The following is a 23910-nucleotide window of genomic DNA, read 5'->3' as shown; positions in this document are numbered from 1 at the left end:
TGCCTATTTGGGAAATATATTTCCGATGCGAGAAGCCTACTTGGGTATCAACGTGAAGAGCGGCATGACCACGCCCATCACCCAGTTCTGGCCGAAATCGAGGGCCGCCCGGCGGTATTTCTCGTCGGCCTGCGCGGCCAGCAGGTCGAGCCGTGCCACCACCTTCGACAGCTCGCGGTCGGCCACGAGGTTGCGCCCGCGCTCGCTGATCTCGGTGGCCAGCAGCAGCGGCTGGCCGTCGGGGCCGGTCTTGGAAGAGATGAGCCAGAGCGAAATCTCGAAGTTGCGCGCCGTGCGGTAGCTGTTCTCGGCGTCGACCCCGTCGATCATGGTCTGGTCCCAGGTGTTGCCGTTGGCCTGTTTGAGCATCGTGACCCACCCGACGACCAGCGCCGCCACGCGGTCGCCCTGGTAGGCCTGCGGGCCGGTCTCGAAGGCCAGGCGGATGGCGTCGATGCCGTTGGCGCCGCGCAATTCGGGCAGCGGCGTGCCCTGCAGGACCGCGTCCCAGGTGCGCTGCGTGGCTTCTTCCATGCTGGCGGCCGACTTGCGCCATTCGCGCGGGTTGCGCCGGTACAAGGTGGTCTGCACGCGGCGCACCGATTGCAGGTTGTCGCGCAGCGACAAATTGGCGATGCGGTTGGTGGCGGATTGCAGCCACTCCTGGTTGCCGTAGGGCTCGGCGCGCTCGGTGGATCGGAGGGACGAACAGCCCGTCAGCGCCAGCGGCGCGAGCAGGGCGGCCGCGGTGCCCGCCAGCAGGCAGGTGCGTCGCGCCGCGAGGGGAGAAGCCGGGGAATCGCTCATGCCCTGACGTTATCATCCACGGCTGGGGCGGCGGCTCGCTTCAAGCTGCGGGCCCGTGCAATTTTCCTTACAAATCAATACCTTGGCGCTATGCCAAGGCAGGGCGACAAGTCGTGCGTCTTAACTCCATCAAGCTCTCGGGCTTCAAGTCGTTCGCCGAACCCACCAACTTCCTGCTGCCGGGCCAACTGGTCGGGGTGGTGGGGCCGAACGGCTGCGGCAAGTCGAACATCATGGATGCCGTGCGCTGGGTGCTCGGCGAGTCGCGTGCGTCGGAACTGCGCGGCGAGTCGATGCAGGACGTGATCTTCAACGGCACGACCACCCGCAAGCAGGCCAGCCGTTCAAGCGTCGAACTGGTGTTCGACAACGCCGACCATCGCGCCGGCGGCCAGTGGAACCAGTTCACCGAAATCGCCGTGCGCCGCGTGCTCACGCGCGACGGAACGAGCAGCTACTACATCAACAACCAGCCGGTGCGCCGTCGCGACGTGCAGGACGTGTTCCTGGGCACGGGCCTCGGGCCGCGCGCCTACGCCATCATCGGACAGGGCACGATCAGCCGGATCATCGAATCCAAGCCCGAAGAGCTGCGCCTGTTCCTCGAAGAAGCCGCGGGCGTCTCCAAGTACAAGGAGCGCCGCCGCGAAACCGAGAACCGCCTGGGCGATACGCGCGAGAACCTCACGCGCGTCGAAGACATCCTGCGCGAACTCAACGCCAACCTCGAAAAGCTCGAGAAGCAGGCCGAGGTGGCGGCGCGCTACAACGCGCTGCAAGGCGACGCCACGAAGAAGCAGCACCAGCTGTGGTTCCTCAAGCGCGGCGAAAGCGATGCCGACCAGGCCAAGATCAAGGCCGATTCGGAAAAGGCCATCAACGACCTTGAATCGCGCACCGCCGACTTGCGCCGCATCGAGTCCGAACTCGAAACCGTGCGCCAGGCCCACTACGGCGCCGGCGACCTGGTGAACCAGGCGCAAGGCAAGCTGTACGAAGCCAGCGCCGAAGTCGGCCGGCTCGAAGGCGAGATCCGCTTCGTGGTCGAAGGCCGTCAGCGCGTCGAACAGCGCCTGGTGCAGCTGCGTGAGCAGATGGGCCAGTGGGGCCGTCGCCGCGAAGAAGCCGAGGCCGAGATCGAGACGCTGGCCGGTGCCGGCGTCGATGCCGAAGAGCAGGCCATCCTGCTGGCCGCGCAGCTCGAAGAACACGACGCGCGCATGCCGGACCTCGAAGAGGCCGTGCAGCGTGCGCAGAACGAGGCCAACACCCAGCGCGCGACGGTGTCGCAGGTGCAGCAGCAGATCCAGGTGCTGGCCGCCGACCAGCGCAACATCGAAGACCAGAGCCGCCAGCTCACGCTGCGCAGCGAACGTCTGCGTGCCGACCAGAACGCACTGGCCGCGCCCGACGAAGACCGGCTGACCGAAATGCAGGAGCAGCTGGCTGCGGCGCAAGAAGCCGCCAGCGAATCCGACGCCCGCCTGCAGGAACTGCAGGAAGCCGTGCCGCAGCTCGACGAAGACCGTCGCGCCAAGCAGCAGGCCGTCAACACCGAGGGTGCCCGCCACGCCGAGTTCTCGGCCCGCCTCGAAGCGCTGCGCGCGCTGCAGGAGAAGGTCAAGACCGACGGCAAGCTCGCCCCCTGGCTCGCCAAGCACGGCCTCGACGGCCTGCAGGGCCTGTGGAGCCGCATCCACATCGAACAGGGCTGGGAGAGCGCGCTCGAATCCGCGCTGCGTGAGCGCCTGGGTGCGCTTGAAGTCAGCCGGCTCGACATGGTGCGTGCCTTCGGCAACGACGCCCCGCCCGCCAAGCTCGCTTTCTACAGCCCGCCTGCCGCCGGTGTGCCTCAAGGTGCGGGCGCGCTGCCCAAGCTGTCGAGCCTGCTGCGCCTGAACGACGCCGGCCAGCAAGCGCTGCTGAACGACTGGCTGCACGGTTGCTTCACGGCCGAGAGCTTCGAAGAGGCCCTGGCCCAGCGCGCCACGCTGCAGCCCGGCGAGGTGATCTATGTGCGCAGCGGCCATGCCGTGTCGTCGCACAGCGTGAACTTCTACGCGCCCGATTCCGAGCAGGCCGGCCTCCTGGCCCGCCAGCAGGAAATGGAAAACCTCGAGCGCCAGCTCAAGGCCCAGACGCTCATCAACGAAGAGGCGCGCACTGCGCTGGTCCGTGCCGAAGCGGCCTACGGCGACGCCGCACAGCGCCTCGTCACGGCCCGCCGCGAAGCCGCCGAAACGCAGTCGCGCGCCCATGAGCTGCAGGTCGAAACGCTGCGCATGACGCAGCTCGCCGAGCAGACCCGTGCGCGCAGCCAGCAACTGGCCGCCGACCTCGGCGAGGTCGATGCCCAGCTCGAAGAACTGCAAGAAAAGCGCATCGCCGCCGAAGGCCGCTTCGAAGAGCTCGACATGCAACTGGCCGACAGCCAGGAACGTCATGCACAGCTCGACGAGCGCGTCATCGAAGCCGGTCGCACGCTGAACGCCAGCCGCGAGCAGCACCGCAGCCTCGAACGGCAGGCGCAGGAAGCGACCTTCTCGCAGCGCACGCTCGAAGCGCGCCGCGGCGAACTGAACCGCAGCATCGAAACCGCCTCGCAGCAGACCGTCGCGCTGACCGACGAAGACGAGCGCGCCCGCGCTGAACTGAGCCGCCTGTCGGACGCCGCCGCGCAAGCCGGCCTGCAGGACGCGCTGTCGCTCAAGCTGGAGCGCGAGACAGCTCTGGGCGCGGCCCGCAGCCAGTACGACGACCTCACGCTCAAGCTGCGCGCCAGCGACGAGCGCCGGCTGCAGCTCGAGCGCGAACTCGATCCGCTGCGCCAGCGCATCACCGAGTTCCAACTCAAGGAGCAGGCCGCGCGCCTGGGCGTCGAGCAGTACCAGCAGCTGCTGGACGACGCCGGCGCCGACCTCGAAGCGGTCGCGCAATCGATCGAGACCGAGAAGGTGCGCCTGACCGGCCTGCAAAGCGAAATCGACCGCCTGAACCGCGAAGTGGTCGCGCTGGGCGCCGTCAACCTCGCCGCGCTCGACGAACTCGCCATCGCGAGCGAACGCAAGATCTTCCTGGACGCCCAGTCGGCCGACCTGAACGAAGCCATCGGCACACTCGAAGACGCCATCCGCAAGATCGACGCCGAAACGCGCGACCTGCTCGGCGGCACCTTCAAGATCGTCAACGAGCACTTCAGCCGCATGTTCCCCGAGCTGTTCGGCGGCGGCAATGCACGCCTCGTGATGACCGGCGACGAAATCCTCGATGCCGGCGTGCAGGTGCTCGCGCAGCCGCCCGGCAAGAAGAACCAGACCATCCACCTGCTCTCGGGCGGCGAGAAGGCGCTCACGGCCATTGCGCTCGTGTTCGCCATCTTCCAGTTGAACCCGGCGCCTTTCTGTCTGCTGGACGAAGTGGACGCGCCGCTGGACGACGCCAACACCGAACGCTATGCCAAACTCGTGACCGCCATGAGCCGTGAAACCCAGTTCCTCTTCATCAGCCACAACAAGATTGCCATGGAAATGGCCGAACAACTGATCGGCGTGACCATGCAGGAGCAGGGCGTGTCGCGCATCGTTGCGGTCGACATGGAGTCGGCGGCCTCGATGGTCGAAGCGGCATAAGGCAGGCGCGCGCATGAGCAATCTCACCCTCGCCCTGGCGATCCTCGGCGGCCTCGTTCTCGCGGCCGTCGTGGCCTACAACACCCTGATGTCGCGCCGCAACGCGCCGCGCCAGCCCGACGCGGTCGATGTCGCATTGGCTGAAGCCGAACGTGCACTGGCCGGAGGCAGCGACGGCGGCGTGGAGCCGATGCTCCATGCCGATCCGAGCCAGGTGGCCGGCAGCGACCGCCACGAGCCGCTGTTCGACCCCGACCTGCCGGCGCCCAGCGGCGTACCCGTGCCCACCGGCGAGCGCCGCGGCGGGCTCGATCCGCTGATCGACGTGATCGCGCCTATTTCGCTCGAAGGCCTGGCCTCGGGCGATGCGGCCCTGGCGGCCATGCCGTCCACGCGCCGCGCCGGCAGCAAGCCGGTGGCCATCGAAGGTTTGAACGACCTCACCAGCCAGTGGGAGCCGCCGGCACCCGGGCAGCGCTACCGCGCTTTCCAGGTCGGCGTGCAGCTGGCCAACCGCACCGGGGCACTCAACGAGATCGAGTACTCCGAGTTCGTGGTCAAGGCGCAGGCCTTTGCCGATGCCGTGAACGGCGCGCCCGAGTTTCCCGAGATGCTCGACGAAGTGGCACGTGCCCGCGAGCTCGACCAGTTCGCCAGCGCGCACGACGCGCAACTGGGCTTCGTGCTGCGTGCGCTGCATGCGGCCTGGAGCCCGGGCTACGTGCAGCAGAACGCTGCGCGGCTGGGCTTTGTAGCGGGGATCATCCCGGGCCGCATGGTGCTGCCAACCAGCGAGGCCGGCCTGCCGCCGATCCTCGGGCTCTCGTTCGACACCCAGGCCGCGCTGGCCGACGATCCGGCGCAATCGGCCATCCGCGAGCTCAGCCTGAGCCTCGATGTGCCGCAGGTCGATCGCGGCGAAGAGCCGTTCCGCCGCATGCGCGAAGCTGCTGCCACGCTCGCCCGCGAGATGGACGGCGTGGTCACTGACAGTGACGGCCAGTTGCTGCGCGACGAAACCATGGACGTGATCGGCACCGACCTCGAGCAGCTGTACGACACGCTCGATGGACGCGACCTCGCCGCGGGCTCGCCGCTGGCGCGACGCCTCTTCAGCTGATCCGTCTTTTTCCCGAGGGACACCCCATGACAACGCGCGACGAAGCGGCACGCGAAGCCGCCGCACTGAGCGAGCAGCTGCATCGCCACGCCCATCTGTACTACGTGCTCGACGCCCCCGAGTTGCCCGACGCCGAGTACGACAAGATGTTCCAGCGCCTGCAGGTGCTGGAGACCGAGTTTCCGGAACTGCGCACGCCCGACTCACCGACGCAGCGCGTGGGCGGCGCGGTGCTCGACGGCCTGGCCAAGGTGCGCCATCGCGTGCCGATGCTGTCGATCCGCACCGAGACCGACATCACCCCGACCGGCGCCAGCGCCTTCGATGCACGCGTGCGCCGCGAACTGGGCCTGGCCGAAGACGCGCCGCAGATCGCTTATGTCTGCGAGCTGAAGTTCGACGGGCTGGCCATGAGCCTGCGTTACGAGTACGGCGTGCTGGTGCAGGCCGCCACACGCGGCGACGGCGAGGTGGGCGAGGACGTCACGCAGAACATCCGCACCGTGCGCGAGATTCCGCTCAAGCTCAAGGGCGCGGCGCCGCCTGTGGTCGAGGTGCGCGGCGAGGTCTACATGAAGCGCGCCGATTTCGACGCCCTCAATGAACGCCAGCGCGAGAAGATCGCCGCCGGGCAGAAGAACGAGAAGGTGTTCGTCAATCCGCGCAATGCGGCGGCCGGCGCGGTGCGCCAGCACGATCCGGCGATCGCGGCGGCGCGGCCGCTGAGCTTCTTTGCCTACGGCCTGGGCGAAGTCTCGCCGGCGAGCGACGGCGGTCCCGAGATCGCCACCCAGTTCGACTGGCTGCAGCAGTTCCATGTCTGGGGCTTCCCGGTCGCCACGCAGACAGCGCGGGCGACGGGCGCTATTGAACTGATAGCGTTCCACGAAACCATCGGCCGCCAGCGCGATGCGCTGCCGTACGACATCGACGGCGTGGTCTACAAGGTCGACAGCCTGGAGCTGCAGCGGCAGCTGGGTTTTGTCTCGCGCGAACCGCGCTGGGCCGTGGCCCACAAGTACCCGGCGCAGGAGCAATTGACCGAGGTGGTCGGCATCGAGATCCAGGTGGGGCGCACCGGCAAGCTCACGCCGGTGGCCAAGCTGGCGCCGGTGTTTGTCGGCGGCGTGACCGTGACCAACGCCACGCTGCACAACGAAGACGAAGCGCGCCGCAAGGACGTGCGCGTGGGCGATACCGTGATCGTGCGGCGCGCCGGCGACGTGATTCCCGAAGTGGTGGGCGTGGCGCCCGACAGCCTGGCCAAGCCCGACGACCAGCGCGGCGCGATTTTCACCATGCCGCACAAGTGCCCCGTGTGCGATTCGGAGGCGGTGCGGGAGGAGGGCGAGGTCGACTACCGTTGCACGGGCGGCCTGTTCTGCGCAGCGCAGCGCAAGGAGGCCATCCTGCATTTCGCGGCGCGGCGAGCGGTCGATGTCGACGGGCTGGGCGACAAGCTGGTCGAGCAGCTGGTCGATGCCAACCTGATCCGCACCTTGCCCGATCTCTACAAGCTCGGCTTCGTCACGCTGGCGGGGCTGGACCGCATGGCCGAGAAGTCGGCCAAGAACCTCGTCGATGCGCTCGAAGCCTCGAAGAAGACGACGCTGCCGCGCTTCCTGTTCGGCCTGGGCATTCGCCACGTGGGCGAGAGCACGGCCAAGGACCTGGCCAAGCATTTCGGCAAGCTCGACGCGATCATGGACGCGACCGAGGAACAGCTGCTCGAGGTCAACGACGTCGGTCCGGTGGTGGCGCAAAGCCTGCGCACCTTCTTCGACCAGCCGCACAACCGCGAGGTGGTCGAGCAGCTGCGCGCCTGCGGCCTGACCTGGGAAGAGTTCGAGCCCGAAGCCCGTGCGCCCAAGCCTTTGGCGGGACTGACCTTCGTGATCACCGGCACCCTTCCTACGCTGGGCCGCGACGAAGCGAAGGATAAATTGGAGGCAGCCGGCGCCAAGGTGGCCGGCTCCGTCAGCAAGAAGACCCACTACCTCGTGGCCGGGGAAGAGGCTGGCAGCAAGCTCGACAAGGCGCGCGACATCGGCGTCACGGTGATCGACGAGGCGCGTATGCTGGAGATCCTCGCGAACGGGGTTCCACCGGCACCTGAGGCCTGAAGCCGTCGGCATCGGTGGCTGGGGCCCTTACCGGCCGTTACGCGACTTCACATCCGCGCAGTCAACAGGGTCTACAAGCGGGCGTTGAACGACTACAGAAGGCCGACAAGGAGTCCCTCATGCAAAAAATTCGTGTCCTCGCTACCAGCCTCGCACTCGGCGGCATCGCGCTGCTGAGCGGCTGCGTGGCCGTTCCTGGCGATCCGTACTACTCCGGCGGCTATTCCGATCCGTACTACGCCGATCCGGGTCCTGTGGTGGTGCCTGCGCCGGTCTACATCCAGGGGGGCGGCTACTACGACAACCGTCGCCCGTACTACGACCGCCGTCCCTATTACGACGGCTATCGGCCTGGCTATCCGTACCCTGGCGTGCGGCCCACGCCTTCGTACCCGACGACGCGTCCGCCCTGGGGTGGTGGCCGTCCGCCGGTCGCGGTGGTGCCGCCTGTGCGGCCCGGTGCGGGCGGCGTGCCTGGCATCACGCCTTCGCGGCCGCAGCAGATGCCGACCGGCCGGGCGCGGCTGTGGACCTCGCCCGACTCGCAAGGCACCACGCCTCCGTGATCGCGGCCCAGGCATGACGTTCGTGTGAGGCTGTCGCGATAATCTCGCCATGGCCTTCCGCGAAATTCTCAAGATGGGCGACCCCCGGCTGCTGCGCACCGCGCAGCCGGTCGCCGCTTTCGACACCGACGAACTGCACCTGCTGGTGCGCGACATGTTCGAGACCATGCAGGCGGTCAATGGCGCCGGCCTTGCGGCGCCGCAGATCGGCGTCGACCTGCAACTGGTGATCTTCGGCACCGACACCGTCAATCCACGCTACCCCGATGCGCCGCCAGTGCCGCGCACCGTGCTGCTCAACCCTGTCATCACCCCGCTGGGCGATGAAGAGGAAGAGGGCTGGGAAGGTTGTCTGTCAGTGCCAGGTCTGCGCGGCGTGGTGCCGCGCTTCGCCCACATCCGCTACACGGGCTTCGACCTGTATGGCGACCCGATCGACCGCACCGCCGACGGCTTCCATGCGCGCGTGGTGCAGCACGAGGTCGATCACCTGTTCGGCAAGCTGTACCCGATGCGGGTGCGCGATTTCTCGCGCTTCGGCTACACCGAGGTCCTGTTTCCAGGCCTCGATGCGGCCGACGACGACTGACGGGTCGTCCGTCCGTTGACCGGCTTACTTGTTGTTGAGCCCGAAGCGCCCGCCACCCGTGAACGCGAGCGAGATCGCCGCGAACAGGAACATGCCCTGCAGTTCCAGCGCCCAGCCGCCTTGCCCGTTCAGCGCGCCCAGGTCCTTGCGGTGGGCCAGCCAGATCGCCACCACCATGTTGATGGCCACGACCAGTGCGGCGGGCCGCGTGAACAGGCCGACGATCAGCAGCACCGGTGCCAGGATCTCGCCCACGTAGACCAGGTAGGCCAGCACCGCGGGCACGCCGTGCGACGCGAGCATGCCGCCGATGCCATCGACGCCCTTGCCGACCTTCGCAATGCCATGCAGCAGGATGAGGATGCCCAGCGCAACGCGCAGGATGAGCTTGCCGGTGTCGTCGGACTTGACCATGGTGTGATTCCTGTTTGGGAGTGATGAAAGGGCCGTATGGTAGTGAAACTGCGAGGCAAACCGGCCTGTCGCCAAGAGGCAGTTCGACATATGTATCCAACGCAGGGTTCTTTGTCGCCGACCTGCATCGCCCCGTACACTGCCTTTTGCCTACTGTTGAGGAGTACACACCCATGACGAAGAAGACAACGACCACCCCAACCACCCGACTGCGCCCGGCACTGCTCGCCGCCGCTTCCGTTCTCGCGATGGCCACCGCGGCCCCGGCCTTTGCCGGCAAGACGCTCGATGCGGTCAAGCAGCGCGGCACCGTCAAGTGCGGCGTGACCAACGGCGTGGCCGGTTTCTCGGCCCCCGACACACAGGGCAACTGGTCGGGCCTGGACGTCGACACCTGCCGCGCCATCGCCGCGGCCGTGCTGGGCGATCCCAAGAAGGTCGACTTCGTGCCGCTGAACTCGCAGCAGCGCTTCTCGGCGCTGCAGGCCGGCGAGATCGACATCCTCGCGCGCAACACCACCTGGACGCTCACGCGCGACGCGTCGCTGGGCTTCAACTTCACCACCATCACCTACTACGACGGCCAGGGCTTCCTGGTGCCCAAGAAGCTCAAGGTGACGAGCGCCAAGCAGCTCAAGAACGCCACCATCTGCACGCAGTCGGGCACCACCAACGAGAAGAACGTGTCGGACTACTTCCGCGCGCAGAACATCCCGGTGAAGACCGTCGTGTTCGAGAGCTTCGAGGCCTCGTTCAAGGCCTTCTTCTCGGGCCGCTGCCAGGCCTTCACGACCGACGCCTCGGCGCTGGCCGGCCTGCGCAACAAGGAAGCGCCGAACCCCGACGACTACCTCATCCTGCCCGAGCTGATCTCCAAGGAGCCGCTCGCACCGCTGGTGCGCCGCGGTGACGACGAGTGGTTCGCCATTGCCAAGTGGGTGCCCAACGCGCTCATCGAGGCGGAAGAGTTCGGCGTCACGCAGGCCAATGCCGACCAGCTCAAGGCCGGCAGCAAGGACCCGGCCCAGCAGCGCCTGCTCGGCGCCGGTGAAGACCTCGGCAAGCTGCTGGGTCTCGACAAGGACTGGTCGTACCGCGCCATCAAGGCCGTGGGCAACTACGGCGAAATGTTCGAGCGCAACGTCGGTCCGAAGTCGGTGCTCAAGCTGCCGCGCGGCTCCAACAATCTCTGGAGCAAGGGCGGCCTGATCTACGCACCACCGGTGCGATGAGGCAGGAGGGCGCCTCGCGCCGCGGCGCCTGGCTGGCCTGGCTCGTTCAGGCCCTGCTGGTGCTGGCCGTCGTGGCCGGCGCCGCCTGGGTGGTGAACCATGCACTCGATGTGCTGCGTGCACGCGGCGTACGTTCAGGTTTCGACTTCCTCACCGAGCCCGCGGGCTTTTCGATCAGTGAAGGCTGGCTCGACTTCGACGCCAGCCAGCCGTCGTGGCGCGCGTTCCTCGCAGGGCTGATCAACACCGTGCGCGCGGCCGTGCCGGCCGCCATCTTCGCGGTGGTGCTGGGCATGCTGATCGGCATCGGCCGGCTTGCGCCGCACGTGCTGCTGCGCGGCATTTGCACTGCTTATGTGGAGCTGCTGCGCAACGTGCCGCTGCTGGTGCAGCTCCTGATGCTGGCTTTCGCGATGGCCAACCTGCTGCCCGATCCGACCGAGCCCGTGCACCTGCTGCCGGGCGTGTGGCTCAGCAAGGGCGGGCTCAGCGTGCCCTGGCCGGTGACGGGCGAGGGCGGTGGGTGGCCCACGCATTTCGAATGGCCCGAGCGCGGCGACTTCGGCGTGAGCGGCGGCGCCGCGCTGAGCCCGGAGTACGTGACCATCGTCGCCGGGCTGTCGCTGTACTCGGCGGCATTCGTCGCCGAGATCGTGCGCGCCGGCATCCTCTCGGTCTCGCAGGGACAGGTGCTGGCGGGACAGGCGCTGGGCCTGTCGTCGGTGCAGCAGTTGCGCATCGTGATCCTGCCGCAGGCGTTGCGCGTGATCGTGCCTTCGCTCACCAACCAGTTGCTGAGCCTTACCAAGAATTCGTCGCTCGCTGTGGCCGTGGGTTACCCGGAACTGGTGTCGGTGGCCAACACGACCATCGGCTCGAACGGGCGCGCCTTCGAGTGCATCGCGATCATCATGGCGGTGTACCTGCTGCTGTCGCTCGTGATCTCCTTCGGCATGAACCGCTACAACGCGCGCGTCGCGCTGCGAGGCTGGCGATGAGAAATGTCGCGCAAGGCCCCATCGCATGGCGCAGCGAGCTGTGGGGTTCGCCGCTGCGCGCACTGGCCACGGTGCTGCTGCTGGGCGTGCTGGCCTGGGCCGGCTTCCACGCGTTCGAATGGGGCGTGCTGCACGCCGTGTTCCGCCCCGACGCCGACGCCTGTCGCGCGGTGCAGCACGGCGCCTGTTGGGGCGTGGTGGCCGAGAAGTGGCGGCCCATGCTCTTCGGGCGTTTCCCGTACGAAGAGCAATGGCGCCCGGCCGTTGCCGTCGTCGTGTTGTCCGCGGTGACGGTGCTCAGCGCCTGGCCGCGCAGCTGGCGCTGGTGGCTGGCGCCCTTGTGGGGCGCGGCGTTGCTGCTGTTCGTCGGGCTGATGCACGGCGGCGTGGCCGGGCTGAGCGTGGTGCCGACCAGCCGCTGGGGCGGCCTGCCGCTCACCATCGGGCTCGCGGTGGTCGGGCTGGCGCTGGCCTTTCCGCTGGCGCTGCTGCTCGCGATGGGGCGGCGCTCCGAATGGCCCGTGGTGCGCACGCTGAGCGCGAGCTACATCGAGCTGGTGCGCGGCGTGCCGCTGATCTCGGTGCTGTTCATGGCCTCATTCCTGCTGCCGCTGCTGTGGCCCGCGGGCTGGCAGCCCGACGTGCTGGTGCGCGTGCTCATGGGCCTCACGTTGTTCGTCGCGGCCTACCTGGCGGAGATCATTCGCGGTGGCCTGCAGGCCGTGCCGCGTGGGCAGACCGAGGTGGCGATGGCGCTCGGCTTCGGCCGCTGGCCGGTGCAGCGCGACATCGTGCTACCGCAGGCACTGCGACTCGTGGTGCCGGCGCTGACCAACAGCGTGGTCGGCACGCTGAAGGACACCTCGCTGGTCACCGTGGTCGGCCTGTTCGAGCTGACCGGCGCGCTCGGGCTGGCGCTGGGTGGCGATCCGGTCTGGCGGCCGTTCTACCTCGAGGGCTACCTGTTCGTGGCAGCCGTCTACTGGCTGCTGTGCTTCGGGCTGTCGCGCTACAGCGTCTGGCTCGAGCGACGCCTGGGCACCAGCTCGGCGTAGCCGGTCTGCGCATCAGGTTCGCGCGAGAAGCGCCATTCGGGCAGCACCGCGACGAGAATCTCGGCCGTGGTGCGCACCACGCACCCCGGCGCGGCATGGCCGCCCGACACCCGGCCGACGGCATCCGACACGCTGAGATGCAGGTGCGAGCCATCGGGCGACAGCGTGCCGGCGAGCGTGAGGATTTCAAGGTCGCCTTCGATCCGCGTCGCCGACTCGGCACCCGCGAAACGGATGCTCGCGCCGCTCAGGCTGCCAATGCCCGAGACCACGAAGGCCGCGTCGCCGATGCCGGGTTGCTTCAGCACAGCGTCGAGCGCCGCGCGCAGGTCGTCGCCGGGTTGCAGCCGCAGCACGAGCGTGTCCATGCGCTGTTGCCTCGCGTCAGCTCGCCGACAGCGCCTTGTCGACCACCTGCTGCGCCTCGCCGAGGATGCGTGCAAGGTGCTCGTCGCCGAGGAAGCTCTCACCGTAGATCTTGTAGATGTTCTCCGTGCCCGACGGCCGTGCGGCGAACCAACCGTTCTCGGTGACGACCTTCACGCCGCCGATGGCCGCGCCGTTGCCCGGTGCGTGGCTCAGCACGTTCTCGATCTTCTCGCCTGCCAGCGTGGTCGAGGTGATCTGCTGCGGCGACAGGGCGGAGAGGCGCTTCTTCTGCTCGGGCGTAGCGGGTGCGTCCACGCGGTCGGACACAGGGCGCCCCAGCGCCTGCGTCAGCTCGGTGAAGCGCTCGCCGGGGTCGCGACCCGTGCGCGCGGCGATCTCGGCCGAGAGCAGGGCGGGCACGATGCCGTCCTTGTCGGTGGTCCATGCACTGCCGTCTTGGCGCAGGAAGGTGGCGCCCGCGCTTTCCTCGCCGCCGAAGCCGAGCGAGCCGTCGACCAGCCCGTCGACGAACCACTTGAAGCCCACCGGCACTTCGTACAGCGGGCGGCCCAGCCGCGCCGCCACGCGGTCGATCATGCGGCTGCTGACCACGGTCTTGCCGACGGCCGCCTGCGCCGGCCAGTGCGGGCGGTGCGTGAAGAGGTAGTCGACCATCACCGCGAGGTAGTTGTTCGGCTGCATCAGGCCCGCGCTGCGCGTGACCACGCCGTGGCGGTCGTGGTCGGTGTCGCAGGCGAAGGCGATGCCGAAGCGGTCCTTCAGCGCGACCAGCCCGTGCATCGCGTCGGGCGACGACGGGTCCATGCGGATGCGGCCATCCCAGTCGAGCGACATGAAGCGGAAGGTCGGGTCGACCGCCTGGCTCAGCACGTTCAGGCGCTGCAGCTTGTAGCGCGCGGCAATGGCGGGCCAGTAGTGCACGCCGGCACCGCCCAGCGGATCGACGCCCAGGTCGATGGTGCCGCCGCGGATCGCGTCCATGTCGAGCACCTGGGCCAGGTCTTCGACGTAGGTGTTCAGGTAGTCGTGGCGGTGCGTGGTGGACGCCTTCAGCGCCTGCGCCAGCGGCATGCGCTTCACGCCTTCGAGCTTGTTCGCCAGCATCTTGTTGGCGGCGGCTTCGACGGCGGAGGTGATGTCGGTGCCCGCGGGGCCGCCGTTCGGCGGGTTGTACTTGAAGCCGCCGCTTTCGGGCGGGTTGTGCGAGGGGGTGATCACGATGCCGTCGGCCAGTCCGCTGGTGCGTCCGCGGTTGTAGACCAGGATGGCGTGGGACACGGCCGGCGTGGGCGTGTACTCGTCGTCCTTCGAGAGCATCAGCTCGACGCCGTTGGCCGCCAGCACCTCGACCGCGCTGGCGAAGGCGGGCGTGGACAGCGCGTGCGTGTCGATGCCCAGGAACAGCGGGCCGTCGATGCCTTGCTGCTTGCGGTAGTCGCAGATGGCCTGGCTGATGGCCAGCACGTGCCATTCGTTGAACGCGTCGTCGAACGACGAGCCGCGATGGCCCGAGGTGCCGAAGGCCACGCGCTGGCTGGGCACCGCCGGGTCGGGGCGACCGGTGTAGTAGGCCGAGACGAGGCGGGGCACGTCCACCAGCAGATCAGACGGGGCCGGCTGGCCCGCGAGGGGATGGGAAGTGGTGCTCATGTCGAAAGCGGGTGATGAAAGGGAGCGCGCCGGCGGTGCCGTGCGCGGCCTTTCAGCATACGCCATGGGCGGGACCGGCTTGCCGCCTGCGCGCCCGTTCACAGAGGTCCGCTTACAACCCTTTCAATGTGAGCGCCGCGTGCGGACCCGCTCCGGGCCGTCGCCCGTGGCCAGCCACCGGGCCGGCACCTCGAAGTACGCGGCGATCGCATGCAGGTGCAAGGTGCCTGCGCAGCTGTGGCGGTCGGTGAGCCAGCGGATCACGGTGGGGGCGCTGACGCCGCACTGTCGGGCGAGTTCGGATTTCCATTGGGGCTGCGACTCGGCGACGAGCGAGATCAGTCGGTCTTGAAAGCTGGCGTTCATGGTCGGCCCCCTTTGGCGACAACAGCGGTCGGCCCTGAATCTCCTCGAAACGCGCCCGGTACCCAACCCCTCCTTCGCAGGGGCTGGTAGTTTTTTGCGTGGAGGGTGATCTAGTTCCGACGCACGGCGGGTGCACCCGTGGGCGCCAGCGTCAGAATGAGGGTGCATATCGGCCAGAAAGGCCGAAGGGGGTGTGCCATGAAAGTGATGACGCTGGACGACCACGCGTTGTTTCGCGCGGGCCTGCGCATGCTGCTGGAGAGCATGGAACGCAATGCCGAAATCTTCGAAGCCGCCACGGTCGATGAGGCCTGCGCCCTGGCGCTGCGCCACCCCGACCTGGCGATCTGTCTGCTGGACCTCGAACTCAAGGGCGAGTACGGCCTGGACGCGCTGGTGCGCCTGAAGGCGGCGGCGCCCGACATCGCGGCCGTGGTGGTGTCGGCCTCGACCGATGTCGACATCATCCGTGGCTGCCTGGAAGCCGGCGCCATGAGCTTCGTGCCCAAGAGCATGCCGGCCGACTTCCTGAAACGGGCCTTCGAGACTGTGCTGGCGGGGGAGGTCTACCTGCCGCAGGAAATCCTGCACCTGGGGCCGAAGAGCACTGCCAGGCCCACGCTCAGTCCGCGGCAGGCCGACACGCTGCACGGCCTGGCGCGCGGGCTGCCGACCAAGTCGATCGCGCGCGAGCTCGGCCTGTCGGAGCACACGGTGAAGGAGTACATCGGCACCTTGTTCCAGGCGCTGGGTGTGCACAATCGCACCGAGGCCGTGATCACGGGCATCCGCCTGGGGCTGTTGTCCCCGTTGCAGCGCAAGGGGTCATGAACCGGCCGCCGCGGGCGGCTAAGCTTCAGGCTGGTTTCAAGGAGCAAGACAAGATGCGCATGACGATTGGCCGGCACGGGGTTCTTCTGATGGCTGCGGCCCTGGCTGCGGTGCTCGCGGGCTGCGAAGCCCCGCCCAAGGACCGGCCGCTCACCTCCGAAGTGCCGGCGCCGCCGAGCTTCGCGCCCCCGCCCGAAAGTTGCCAAGCCCCGGAAGTGCGCTTCGCGCTCGGCATGCAGGCGACGCGTCCGTTGCTCGAAGAAATGCGCCAGCGCGCCGGCGCGAAAACCGCCCGCACCGTGCCGGCCACGGCACCGGCCGACCCGGCCCAGGACGCGACGCGCCTCAACGCGCAGGTCGATCCCACGGGTCGCATCCTCGGCGCGTACTGCGGCTGAGCCCGCACCCGCCAAGTCCGCGGCCTCATTGGGAGGCCAGCGCCTCCATCAGGTCGGTCTCGATGGCCAGCTGCGTCTTCTGGCCTTGCAGTTCCGGCCCGCTGATCAGGAAGGTGTCTTCCACCCGTTCGCCCAGGGTCGTCACCTTCGCCAGTTGAAGGTTCAGGTGATGCCGCGCGAGCACGCGCGCCACCGAATACAACAGGCCCGCGCGGTCGCTGGCCGAGATGCTGAGCAGCCAGCGCTGCGCCTTGTCGTCGGGCACGAGGCTGATGCGCGGCTTGATCGGAAAGCTGCGCACCCGGCGTGACACGCGTCCCATGCTCGGCGCGGGCAGGGCGCCGGCTTCGGTGAGCGTTTGCGCCAGGCCCGTTTCGACCATGCTGATCAGGTCGCGGTAGTGGTCGGGCTGGAAGGTCGTCACCACCTGGAAGGTGTCGAGCGCGTAGCCGTTGCTCGTGGTGTGGACCTTGGCGTCCAGGATGCTGAATGACGCCTGGTCGAAGTAGCCGCAGATGCGCGCGAAGAGGTCGGACTGGTCGGGCGTGTACACCACCACCTGCAGCCCTTCGCCCACCGGCGACAGGTGCGCGCGCACGATGGGCAACGCCTTCGGATCGATGGGCACGTTCTTCGGCGGCACGAAGCGCGACAGCTGCTTGGCGTGCCAGGCGATCTCGGTGGCGTCGTGACGCATGAAGTAGCCGACGTCGAGCGTGTCCCACAGCGCCTTGTGCGCCTCGAAGCGCTGGGCGTGCAGGGCGAGCTGCACCAGCGCCTCGCGCTTGCGGGCCTCGACCTCGGCGTCCGGGTCGGGCATGCGACCGCCGAGGGCGCGCAGGGTGAAGCGGTACAGGTCCTCGAGCAGCTTGCCCTTCCAGGCATTCCACACGCGCGGCGAGGTGCCGCGGATGTCGGCCACCGTCAGCAGGTACAGCGCCGTGAGGTAGCGCTCGTTGCCCACGCGCTTGGCAAAGGCGCCGATGACCTCGGGGTCGCCCAGGTCCTGCTTCTGCGCGACCTGGCTCATCACCAGGTGCTCGGCCACGAGAAATTCGATGAGCTTGGCGTCTTCGCGCGCGATGCCGTGCTGCTTGCAGAAGCGCTGCACGTCGCGCGCGCCGAGCGTGGAGTGGTCGCCGCCGCGGCCCTTGGCGATGTCGTGGAAGAGGGCGGCGACGTAAAGAATCCAGGGCTTGTCCCAGCCGGCCGCGAGCTGCGAGCAGCCCGGGTACTCGTGTGCATGCTCGGCGATGAAGAAGCGGCGCACGTTGCGCAGCACCATCAGGATGTGCTGGTCGACCGTGTACACGTGGAACAGGTCGTGCTGCATCTGCCCCACGATGCTGCGGAACACGCGCAGGTAGCGCCCCAGCACCGAGGTCTGGTTCATGAGCCGGAAGGCATGCGTGATGCCGTAGGGCTGCTGCAGGATCCGCATGAAGGTCACGTGGTTGACCGGGTCGTTGCGGAACTTGCTGTCCATGACGTGGCGCGCGTTGTACAGCGCACGCAGCGTGCGCGCCGACAGGCCCTTCACGCCGATGGTCTTCTGGTACAGCAGGAAGGTCTCGAGCACCGCGTGCGGCTCGCGCTCGTACAGGTCGTCGCTGGCGATCTCGATGAGGCCGGCGCGCTCGTAGAAGCGCTCGTTGATGGTCGTGGGCTGCTCGTCGATGGGCTGCAGCCGCTCGGAAATGTTGAGCAGCAGGATCTGGTTGAGCTGCGACACCGCCTTGGCCGCCCAGTAGTAGCGACGCATCAGCGCCTCGCTCGACTTGCGCTGCGACTCGCTCTCGTAGCCGAAGCTCGCGGCCACGGCGGTCTGCAGGTCGAACACCAGCCGGTCTTCGCGCCGGTTGGCGATCACGTGCAGGCGGGCCCGAATGAGCGAGAGCAGGGCTTCGTTGCGCTTGATCTGCTGCGCCTCGAAGGGCGTGGCCAGGCCGTTCTTGGCCAGGTCGTCCCAGCGGCTGCCGAAGCCGGCGGCCTTGCTCATCCACAGGATGGTCTGCAGGTCGCGCAGGCCGCCGGGCGATTCCTTGCAGTTGGGTTCGAGCGCGTAGGGCGTGTTGTCGAACTTCTGGTGGCGGTGCCGCATTTCCTGCGACTTGGCCACGAAGAAGGCTTGCGGGTCGATGGCCTGGGTGAAGCGGCGGCGAAAGGCCGCGAAGAGCTTCTTGTCGCCCGTGATCAGGCGCGATTCGAGCAGCGAGGTCTGGACCGTGATGTCCTTGGCGGCCTCGTCCAGGCACTCCTCGAGCGTGCGCACGCTGGAGCCGATCTCGAGGCCGGCGTCCCAGCACTGGCCGATGAAGGCCTCGATGCGGGCCGGCTCGACGCCGCTGTCCTGGCCCTCGGGCGGCAGCAGCAGCAGCACATCGACGTCGGAGTACGGGAACAGCTCGCCACGCCCGTAGCCGCCCACCGCGGCCAGCGCAAAGGCGTCGCCGAAGCCGGCTTCGTTCCACAGCGCTGTCAGCGTCTGGTCGGCCAGCGCCGAAAGCTGGCGCAGCACCGTGTGGACGCTGCGGGTGGGCGCGCGTGCGAAGCGCAGGGTGTCGAAAAGGGCGAGCTTTTTCGCGCGATAGGCTTCGCGCAGCGTCGCCACGTCGATCTTGGCTGCTTCGATCACGGCGGGGGCGCGCTGGGGCGCGTCAGGTTTTGGTGGAGGTGACGAAGGCCGGCAGCGGCGGGCTGCCTTCGGAGAGCGTCAGCACCTCGTAGCCGGTCTCGGTAACCAGCACCGTGTGCTCCCACTGGGCCGACAGCGAATGGTCGCGCGTGACGATGGTCCAGCCGTCGTACTGGCCGCCCTTGAAGTCTTCCTTCACGTCGCGCTTGCCGGCGTTGATCATCGGCTCGATCGTGAAGATCATGCCGGGCTTGAGCTCCTCCATGGTGCCCGGGCGGCCGTAGTGCAGCACCTGGGGTTCTTCGTGGAAGCGCTGGCCCACGCCGTGGCCGCAGAACTCGCGCACGATCGAGAAGCCCTGGCCCTCGGCGAATTTCTGGATCGCATGGCCCACGTCGCCCAGGTGGGCGCCGGGGCGCACCTGCAGGATGCCGTGCCACATGGCTTCGAAGGTGACGTTGCACAGGCGCTTGGCGGCGATGGAGGCGTCGCCGATCACGAACATGCGGCTGTTGTCGCCGAACCAGCCGTCCTTGATGACGGTGACGTCGACATTCATGATGTCGCCCTTCTTCAGGGGCTTGTCATTGGGGATGCCGTGGCACACCACGTGGTTCACCGAGGTGCACAGCGACTTCGGGAACGGCACGCTGCTGGCGCCCATGTAGCCCACCGTGGCCGAGGTGGTGCCCTGCTTGACCATGTACTCAGCGGCCAGCCGGTCCACGTCGTTGGTCGTGATGCCGGGCTTGATGAAGGGCGTGAGGTAGTCCAGCACCTCGGAACCGAGGCGGCAGGCGACCCGCATGGCTTCGATGCCTGCGGCGTCTTTGTAGGTAATGCTCATGCCCCGAATTATCCCATTCGGCAAGCTAAAATTCCGGGTTAACGCGGATGACCCCAGTCAGCGGCCTCCGCCTCGATTCCTTGATTCCCAACGCGGCCCCCGAGGCCCCCCATCGACCGTGACGCAGCCCGCACCTCAAGCCCTTCCTGTCGTAACCATGTTCGAGGGCGGCAGCGCACTCAGCGACTTCCGTGCGCGGCAACTGCTGCCGAAGCTGCAGGCCATCGAGCCGCGCATCGAGGGCATTTCGGCCCGTTTCGTGCACCTGGTGGTCACCGATGCCTCGCTGGGCGACGCCGACCGCGAGCGCTTTGCCGCGCTCCTGACCTACGGCGAGCCCTTCGAGGCCGTGGCGGCCAAGGCAAGCGCCTCGGTCGTGGTCACGCCCCGCCTGGGCACCGTGTCGCCCTGGGCCTCCAAGGCCACCGACATCGCCCACAACTGCGGCCTGGCGCTGCGCCGCGTGGAGCGCGTCACCCAGTACCACCTGAAGCTGAAGGCGCCGCTGATCGGCAAGGCCCCCGTGCTCGAAGGCGACGCGCTGGCCGCCGTGGCCGGCCCGCTGCACGACCGAATGACCGAATCGGTGCTCGCCGCGGTCGAGCAGGCGGCCAGCCTGTTCAGCGAACTGCCGGCCCAGCCGATGGCGCAGGTCGACGTGCAAACCGGCGGGCGCGACGCCCTGGTGGCGGCCAATACCGGCTTCGGCCTGGCGCTGGCCGAGGACGAAATCGACTACCTCGTCGAAACTTTCACCCGCCTGGGTCGCAACCCCAGCGACGTCGAGCTGATGATGTTCGCGCAGGCCAACAGCGAGCACTGCCGCCACAAGATCTTCAACGCCAACTTCACCATCGACGGCGTGGCCCAGCCACAGAGCCTGTTCTCGATGATCCGCCACACGGAGAAGCAGAACCCGCAGCACACGGTGATCGCCTATGCGGACAACGCCTCGGTGATGGAGGGCGCGACCATCGAGCGCTTCATCCCGGCAAACGGCTCGCAGAGCTATCAAAAAGATAGCGCCCTGAGCCATGTGCTGATGAAAGTCGAGACGCACAACCACCCGACGGCCATTTCCCCGTTCCCCGGCGCCTCGACCGGCGCGGGCGGCGAGATCCGCGACGAAGGCGCCACCGGCCGTGGCTCCAAGCCCAAGGCGGGCCTGACCGGCTTCACCGTCTCGAAGCTCTGGCCGGAAGAGGGCCACTACGGCAAGCCCGAGCACATCGCCAGCCCTTTGCAGATCATGACCGAGGGCCCGCTCGGCGGCGCCGCGTTCAACAACGAATTCGGCCGGCCTAACCTGCTGGGGTACTTCCGCGAGTACGAGCAGGCGGTGACGAGCGATCTCGACACCGTGCAGCGCGGCTACCACAAGCCCATCATGATCGCGGGGGGCCTGGGCAGCATCGACGCCACGCAGACCAAGAAGATCCTGTTCCCGGCCGGCTCGCTGCTGATCCAGCTCGGCGGCCCCGGCATGCGCATCGGCATGGGCGGCAGCGCCGCCAGCTCGATGGCGACCGGCGCCAACGCGGCCGAGCTCGACTTCGACTCGGTGCAGCGCGGCAACCCCGAAATCGAACGCCGCGCGCAAGAGGTCATCAACCACTGCTGGCAGCAGGGCGCGGCCAACCCGATCCTCGCGATCCACGACGTGGGCGCGGGCGGTCTGAGCAATGCCTTCCCCGAGCTGACCAACGACGCCGGCCGCGGCGCGCGTTTCGACCTGCGCGCGGTACCGCTCGAAGAGTCGGGCATGGCGCCGAAGGAAATCTGGTGCAACGAAAGCCAGGAGCGCTACGTGCTGGCCATCGCGCCCGAATCGCTCGAACAGTTCAAGGCCTTCTGCGAGCGCGAGCGCTGCCCGTTCTCGGTGGTCGGCGTGGCGACCGAAGAGCGCCAGCTGCTGGTGGCCGACGAAGGCGCCGCGGTGCAGCCAGTCGACATGCCCATGGACGTGCTGCTGGGCAAGCCGCCCAAGATGCACCGCGACGTGAAGACCGTCGCCCGCAGCTTCAAGCCGCTCGACCTCACGGGCGTCGACCTGCAGAAGGCCGCCATCGACGTGCTCGCGCACCCGACCGTGGCCTCGAAGCGCTTCCTCATCACCATCGGCGACCGCAGCGTGGGCGGCCTGACCCACCGCGACCAGATGGTCGGCCCGTGGCAGGTGCCAGTGGCCGACTGCGCCGTGACGCTGGCCGACTACAAGGGCTTCGCCGGCGAAGCGATGAGCATGGGCGAGCGCACGCCGCTGGCCGCGCTCGACGCGCCGGCCTCGGGCCGCATGGCCGTGGCCGAGGCGATCACCAACCTGCTGGCCGCGCCGATCGAACTCTCGCGCGTCAAGCTGTCGGCCAACTGGATGGCCGCCTGCGGCGAGCCCGGCGAAGACGCTGCGCTGTACGAGACCGTGAAGGCCGTGGGCCTGGAACTGTGCCCGGCCCTGGGCGTGTCGATTCCGGTCGGCAAGGATTCGCTGTCGATGCGCACGCAGTGGAAGGACGATGGCGAAGCGAAGAAGGTCACCTCGCCCGTGAGCCTGATCGTCACCGCCTTCGCCTCGCTGGCCGACGTGCGCGGCACGCTCACGCCGCAGCTCGACGCCACGGAAGACGACACCACGCTGGTGCTCATCGACCTCGGCCGTGGCCAGCACCGCATGGCCGGCAGCATCCTGTCGCAGACGCTCGACCAGAGCGGCGACACCGTGCCCGACCTCGACGATCCGGCGCAGCTCGTGGCGCTGGTCAACGCCGTGAACGCGCTGCGCGCCGACGGCAAGATCCTCGCGATGCACGACCGCAGCGACGGCGGCCTGTTCGCCACCGCCTGCGAAATGGCCTTTGCCGGCCACGTCGGCGTGGCGCTGAACGTCGACATGCTCGTCACCGAAGGCGACGGCATCTCCGACAGCCGCATGGAAACCGGCGACGCCAAGAACTGGGCGCAGCAGGTCAGCGCGCGCCGCGAAGAGCTCACGCTCAAGGCGCTGTTCAACGAAGAGCTGGGCATGGTCCTGCAGGTGCGCACCGCCGAGCGCAACGACGTCATGCAGGTGCTGCGCGCCCACGGCCTGAGCACGCACAGCCACTTCGTCGGCAAGACGCGACCGGCCAGCTCGGCCATGGACGCCGGCAAGGGCAAGCTCGAAGTCTGGCGCGATGCCAAGTCGGTGTTCAGTGCCTCGCTGCACGACCTGCAGCAGGTGTGGGACTCGGTCAGCTGGAAGATCGCCCGCGAGCGCGACAACCCGGCCTGCGCCGACGCCGAACACGCCGCGGCCGGCGTGCCGAACGACCCGGGCATGCACGTGTTCCTGCCGAACGCCCCGGTGGCGCCGGCCATCCTGCAGTCGCGCCCCAAGGTCGCGATCCTGCGTGAGCAGGGCGTCAACTCGCACGTCGAGATGGCCTATGCCTTCACCGAAGCCGGCTTCGAGGCCTTCGACGTCCACATGACCGACCTGCAGACGGGCAGGGCGGACCTGGCCGCGTTCAAGGGCGTGGTCGCCTGCGGCGGCTTCAGCTACGGCGACACGCTGGGCGCGGGCATCGGCTGGGCGCGCAGCATCACCTTCAACCCGAAGCTGGCCGAGCAGTTCAAGACCTTCTTCGGCCGCGCCGACACCTTCGGCCTGGGCGTGTGCAACGGCTGCCAGATGTTTGCCGAGCTGGCCGACATCATCCCGGGCGCCGAGGCCTGGCCGCGCTTCACCACCAACCAGAGCGAGCGTTTCGAGGCGCGCCTGTCGATGGTCGAGGTGCTCGAGTCGCCCAGCATCTTCTTCGCGGGCATGGCCGGCAGCCGCCTGCCGATCGCGGTGGCGCACGGCGAGGGCTATGCCAACTTCAAGCACCGCGGCGACGCCGCCAAGGCCATCGGCGCGATGCGCTTCGTGGACAACCACGGCCAGCCGACCGAGCAGTACCCGTTCAACCCGAACGGCAGCACGGGCGGCCTGACCTCGGTCACCACGCCGGACGGCCGCTTCACCGCCGTGATGCCGCACCCCGAGCGTGTGTTCCGCAACATCCAGATGAGCTGGACCTCGGGTGACAAGAGCGAACTGAGCCCGTGGATGCAGATCTGGCGCAACGCGCGCAAGTGGGTGGGTTGATCGGACGTCGTCAGGCCGTGCAAGCGGCCTGAATCAGGTCAATAAGAAATGCCCTTCAGGCTTTGGCCTGAAGGGCATTTTTCATTGGGGGCGTCTGTCGGCTGGGCCCGGTTTCTCAAAGACTTCAGCATCAC

General features: G+C 68.1%; 18 protein-coding genes. 11 read left to right on the top strand and 7 right to left on the bottom strand.

What is annotated here, in order from left to right; all coding sequences use genetic code 11:
* Positions 1-36: 36 nt before the first annotated feature.
* A complete protein-coding gene (locus AC07OH_RS07180; RefSeq protein ID WP_495300115.1) occupies positions 37-807 on the bottom strand; it encodes a hypothetical protein in 771 nt (256 codons plus the stop codon).
* A 113-nt stretch (positions 808-920) separates the two neighbouring features.
* Here AC07OH_RS07180 and smc point away from each other — a divergent pair, with 113 nt between their 5' ends.
* The 5 genes from smc to def all read left to right on the top strand — a co-directional run bounded on the left by smc (position 921) and on the right by def (position 8834).
* Positions 921-4436 carry a chromosome segregation protein SMC gene (gene smc / locus AC07OH_RS07175; RefSeq protein WP_495300114.1) on the top strand — a complete coding sequence of 1172 codons (3516 nt, stop codon included), beginning with the start codon at positions 921-923 and terminating at the stop codon, positions 4434-4436.
* A 13-nt stretch (positions 4437-4449) separates the two neighbouring features.
* Positions 4450-5556 (top strand): cell division protein ZipA C-terminal FtsZ-binding domain-containing protein, encoded by a 1107-nt coding sequence (locus tag AC07OH_RS07170; protein ID WP_489056735.1) that lies wholly within the window; start codon positions 4450-4452, stop codon positions 5554-5556.
* A 26-nt stretch (positions 5557-5582) separates the two neighbouring features.
* A complete protein-coding gene (ligA, locus tag AC07OH_RS07165; RefSeq protein ID WP_495300113.1) occupies positions 5583-7679 on the top strand; it encodes an NAD-dependent DNA ligase LigA in 2097 nt (698 codons plus the stop codon).
* A 119-nt stretch (positions 7680-7798) separates the two neighbouring features.
* Complete coding sequence (locus AC07OH_RS07160; RefSeq protein WP_495300112.1) at positions 7799-8245, top strand: hypothetical protein; 447 nt, start codon at positions 7799-7801, stop codon at positions 8243-8245.
* Positions 8246-8294: 49 nt separating this feature from the next.
* Positions 8295-8834: a peptide deformylase gene (gene def / locus AC07OH_RS07155; RefSeq protein WP_070060694.1), complete on the top strand. Its 540-nt coding sequence runs from the start codon at positions 8295-8297 to the stop codon at positions 8832-8834.
* A gap of 24 nt (positions 8835-8858) precedes the next feature.
* Here def and AC07OH_RS07150 read toward each other — a convergent pair whose 3' ends face one another.
* The gene (locus AC07OH_RS07150; RefSeq protein ID WP_489056738.1) at positions 8859-9248 is read right to left on the bottom strand and encodes a DoxX family protein; all 390 of its coding nucleotides are present in this window, start codon (positions 9246-9248) and stop codon (positions 8859-8861) included.
* Between the two features lie 173 nt (positions 9249-9421).
* Here AC07OH_RS07150 and AC07OH_RS07145 point away from each other — a divergent pair, with 173 nt between their 5' ends.
* Genes AC07OH_RS07145 through AC07OH_RS07135 form a run of 3 tightly spaced genes read left to right on the top strand, consistent with a single transcriptional unit; the run spans position 9422 to position 12533 of the window.
* Positions 9422-10480, top strand: coding sequence for an amino acid ABC transporter substrate-binding protein (locus AC07OH_RS07145; RefSeq protein ID WP_495300111.1), 1059 nt, complete (start codon positions 9422-9424; stop codon positions 10478-10480).
* Positions 10477-11478: an amino acid ABC transporter permease gene (locus AC07OH_RS07140; RefSeq protein WP_495300110.1), complete on the top strand. Its 1002-nt coding sequence runs from the start codon at positions 10477-10479 to the stop codon at positions 11476-11478. The genes AC07OH_RS07145 and AC07OH_RS07140 overlap by 4 nt, the downstream gene beginning before the upstream one ends.
* Positions 11475-12533 (top strand): amino acid ABC transporter permease, encoded by a 1059-nt coding sequence (locus AC07OH_RS07135; protein ID WP_495300109.1) that lies wholly within the window; start codon positions 11475-11477, stop codon positions 12531-12533. The genes AC07OH_RS07140 and AC07OH_RS07135 overlap by 4 nt, the downstream gene beginning before the upstream one ends.
* Here the strand turns inward: AC07OH_RS07135 and AC07OH_RS07130 are convergent.
* From AC07OH_RS07130 to AC07OH_RS07120, 3 genes are all read right to left on the bottom strand, one after another.
* Complete coding sequence (locus AC07OH_RS07130) at positions 12488-12901, bottom strand: PPC domain-containing DNA-binding protein (RefSeq protein WP_495300108.1); 414 nt, start codon at positions 12899-12901, stop codon at positions 12488-12490. The two genes, AC07OH_RS07135 and AC07OH_RS07130, sit on opposite strands and share 46 nt — an antisense overlap.
* Positions 12902-12917: 16 nt before the next feature.
* Positions 12918-14573 carry a phosphoglucomutase (alpha-D-glucose-1,6-bisphosphate-dependent) gene (gene pgm / locus AC07OH_RS07125; RefSeq protein ID WP_495300107.1) on the bottom strand — a complete coding sequence of 552 codons (1656 nt, stop codon included), beginning with the start codon at positions 14571-14573 and terminating at the stop codon, positions 12918-12920.
* A 123-nt stretch (positions 14574-14696) separates the two neighbouring features.
* The gene (locus AC07OH_RS07120; RefSeq protein WP_495271246.1) at positions 14697-14939 is read right to left on the bottom strand and encodes a helix-turn-helix domain-containing protein; all 243 of its coding nucleotides are present in this window, start codon (positions 14937-14939) and stop codon (positions 14697-14699) included.
* A 198-nt stretch (positions 14940-15137) separates the two neighbouring features.
* On the opposite strand from AC07OH_RS07120, the gene AC07OH_RS07115 reads away from it, so the two are divergent.
* Both AC07OH_RS07115 and AC07OH_RS07110 read left to right on the top strand, forming a co-directional pair.
* On the top strand, positions 15138-15770 hold the full coding sequence (locus tag AC07OH_RS07115; protein WP_495300106.1) for a response regulator: 633 nt from the start codon (positions 15138-15140) through the stop codon (positions 15768-15770).
* A gap of 53 nt (positions 15771-15823) precedes the next feature.
* Positions 15824-16168 carry a hypothetical protein gene (locus tag AC07OH_RS07110; RefSeq protein WP_495300105.1) on the top strand — a complete coding sequence of 115 codons (345 nt, stop codon included), beginning with the start codon at positions 15824-15826 and terminating at the stop codon, positions 16166-16168.
* A 25-nt stretch (positions 16169-16193) separates the two neighbouring features.
* Here the strand turns inward: AC07OH_RS07110 and AC07OH_RS07105 are convergent, their stop codons facing one another.
* Positions 16194-18803: a [protein-PII] uridylyltransferase gene (locus AC07OH_RS07105; protein ID WP_062471264.1), complete on the bottom strand. Its 2610-nt coding sequence runs from the start codon at positions 18801-18803 to the stop codon at positions 16194-16196.
* A gap of 22 nt (positions 18804-18825) precedes the next feature.
* On the bottom strand, positions 18826-19650 hold the full coding sequence (gene map, locus AC07OH_RS07100; RefSeq protein ID WP_062471267.1) for a type I methionyl aminopeptidase: 825 nt from the start codon (positions 19648-19650) through the stop codon (positions 18826-18828).
* 157 nt (positions 19651-19807) lie between these two features.
* Between map and purL the strand changes: the two genes are divergently transcribed.
* Positions 19808-23776 carry a phosphoribosylformylglycinamidine synthase gene (gene purL, locus AC07OH_RS07095; protein WP_495300104.1) on the top strand — a complete coding sequence of 1323 codons (3969 nt, stop codon included), beginning with the start codon at positions 19808-19810 and terminating at the stop codon, positions 23774-23776.
* Positions 23777-23910: the final 134 nt, after the last annotated feature.

It is taken from the genome of Variovorax sp. GW821-FHT10C12, from assembly GCF_059415405.1.
The sequence above is the reverse complement of the archived record's forward strand: the minus strand, read 5'-3'. Positions and strand labels throughout refer to the sequence as shown.

Excerpts from the sequence above, each read along its gene's own strand:
- AC07OH_RS07180 (WP_495300115.1), bottom strand. The coding sequence starts at position 807 with ATGAGCGATTCCCCGGCTTCTCCCCTCGCGGCGCGACGCACCTGCCTG.
- AC07OH_RS07170 (WP_489056735.1), top strand. The coding sequence starts at position 4,450 with ATGAGCAATCTCACCCTCGCCCTGGCGATCCTCGGCGGCCTCGTTCTC.
- ligA (WP_495300113.1), top strand. The coding sequence starts at position 5,583 with ATGACAACGCGCGACGAAGCGGCACGCGAAGCCGCCGCACTGAGCGAG.
- AC07OH_RS07160 (WP_495300112.1), top strand. The coding sequence starts at position 7,799 with ATGCAAAAAATTCGTGTCCTCGCTACCAGCCTCGCACTCGGCGGCATC.
- def (WP_070060694.1), top strand. The coding sequence starts at position 8,295 with ATGGCCTTCCGCGAAATTCTCAAGATGGGCGACCCCCGGCTGCTGCGC.
- AC07OH_RS07150 (WP_489056738.1), bottom strand. The coding sequence starts at position 9,248 with ATGGTCAAGTCCGACGACACCGGCAAGCTCATCCTGCGCGTTGCGCTG.
- AC07OH_RS07145 (WP_495300111.1), top strand. The coding sequence starts at position 9,422 with ATGACGAAGAAGACAACGACCACCCCAACCACCCGACTGCGCCCGGCA.
- AC07OH_RS07140 (WP_495300110.1), top strand. The coding sequence starts at position 10,477 with ATGAGGCAGGAGGGCGCCTCGCGCCGCGGCGCCTGGCTGGCCTGGCTC.
- AC07OH_RS07135 (WP_495300109.1), top strand. The coding sequence starts at position 11,475 with ATGAGAAATGTCGCGCAAGGCCCCATCGCATGGCGCAGCGAGCTGTGG.
- AC07OH_RS07130 (WP_495300108.1), bottom strand. The coding sequence starts at position 12,901 with ATGGACACGCTCGTGCTGCGGCTGCAACCCGGCGACGACCTGCGCGCG.
- pgm (WP_495300107.1), bottom strand. The coding sequence starts at position 14,573 with ATGAGCACCACTTCCCATCCCCTCGCGGGCCAGCCGGCCCCGTCTGAT.
- AC07OH_RS07120 (WP_495271246.1), bottom strand. The coding sequence starts at position 14,939 with ATGAACGCCAGCTTTCAAGACCGACTGATCTCGCTCGTCGCCGAGTCG.
- AC07OH_RS07115 (WP_495300106.1), top strand. The coding sequence starts at position 15,138 with ATGAAAGTGATGACGCTGGACGACCACGCGTTGTTTCGCGCGGGCCTG.
- AC07OH_RS07110 (WP_495300105.1), top strand. The coding sequence starts at position 15,824 with ATGCGCATGACGATTGGCCGGCACGGGGTTCTTCTGATGGCTGCGGCC.
- map (WP_062471267.1), bottom strand. The coding sequence starts at position 19,650 with ATGAGCATTACCTACAAAGACGCCGCAGGCATCGAAGCCATGCGGGTC.
- purL (WP_495300104.1), top strand. The coding sequence starts at position 19,808 with ATGTTCGAGGGCGGCAGCGCACTCAGCGACTTCCGTGCGCGGCAACTG.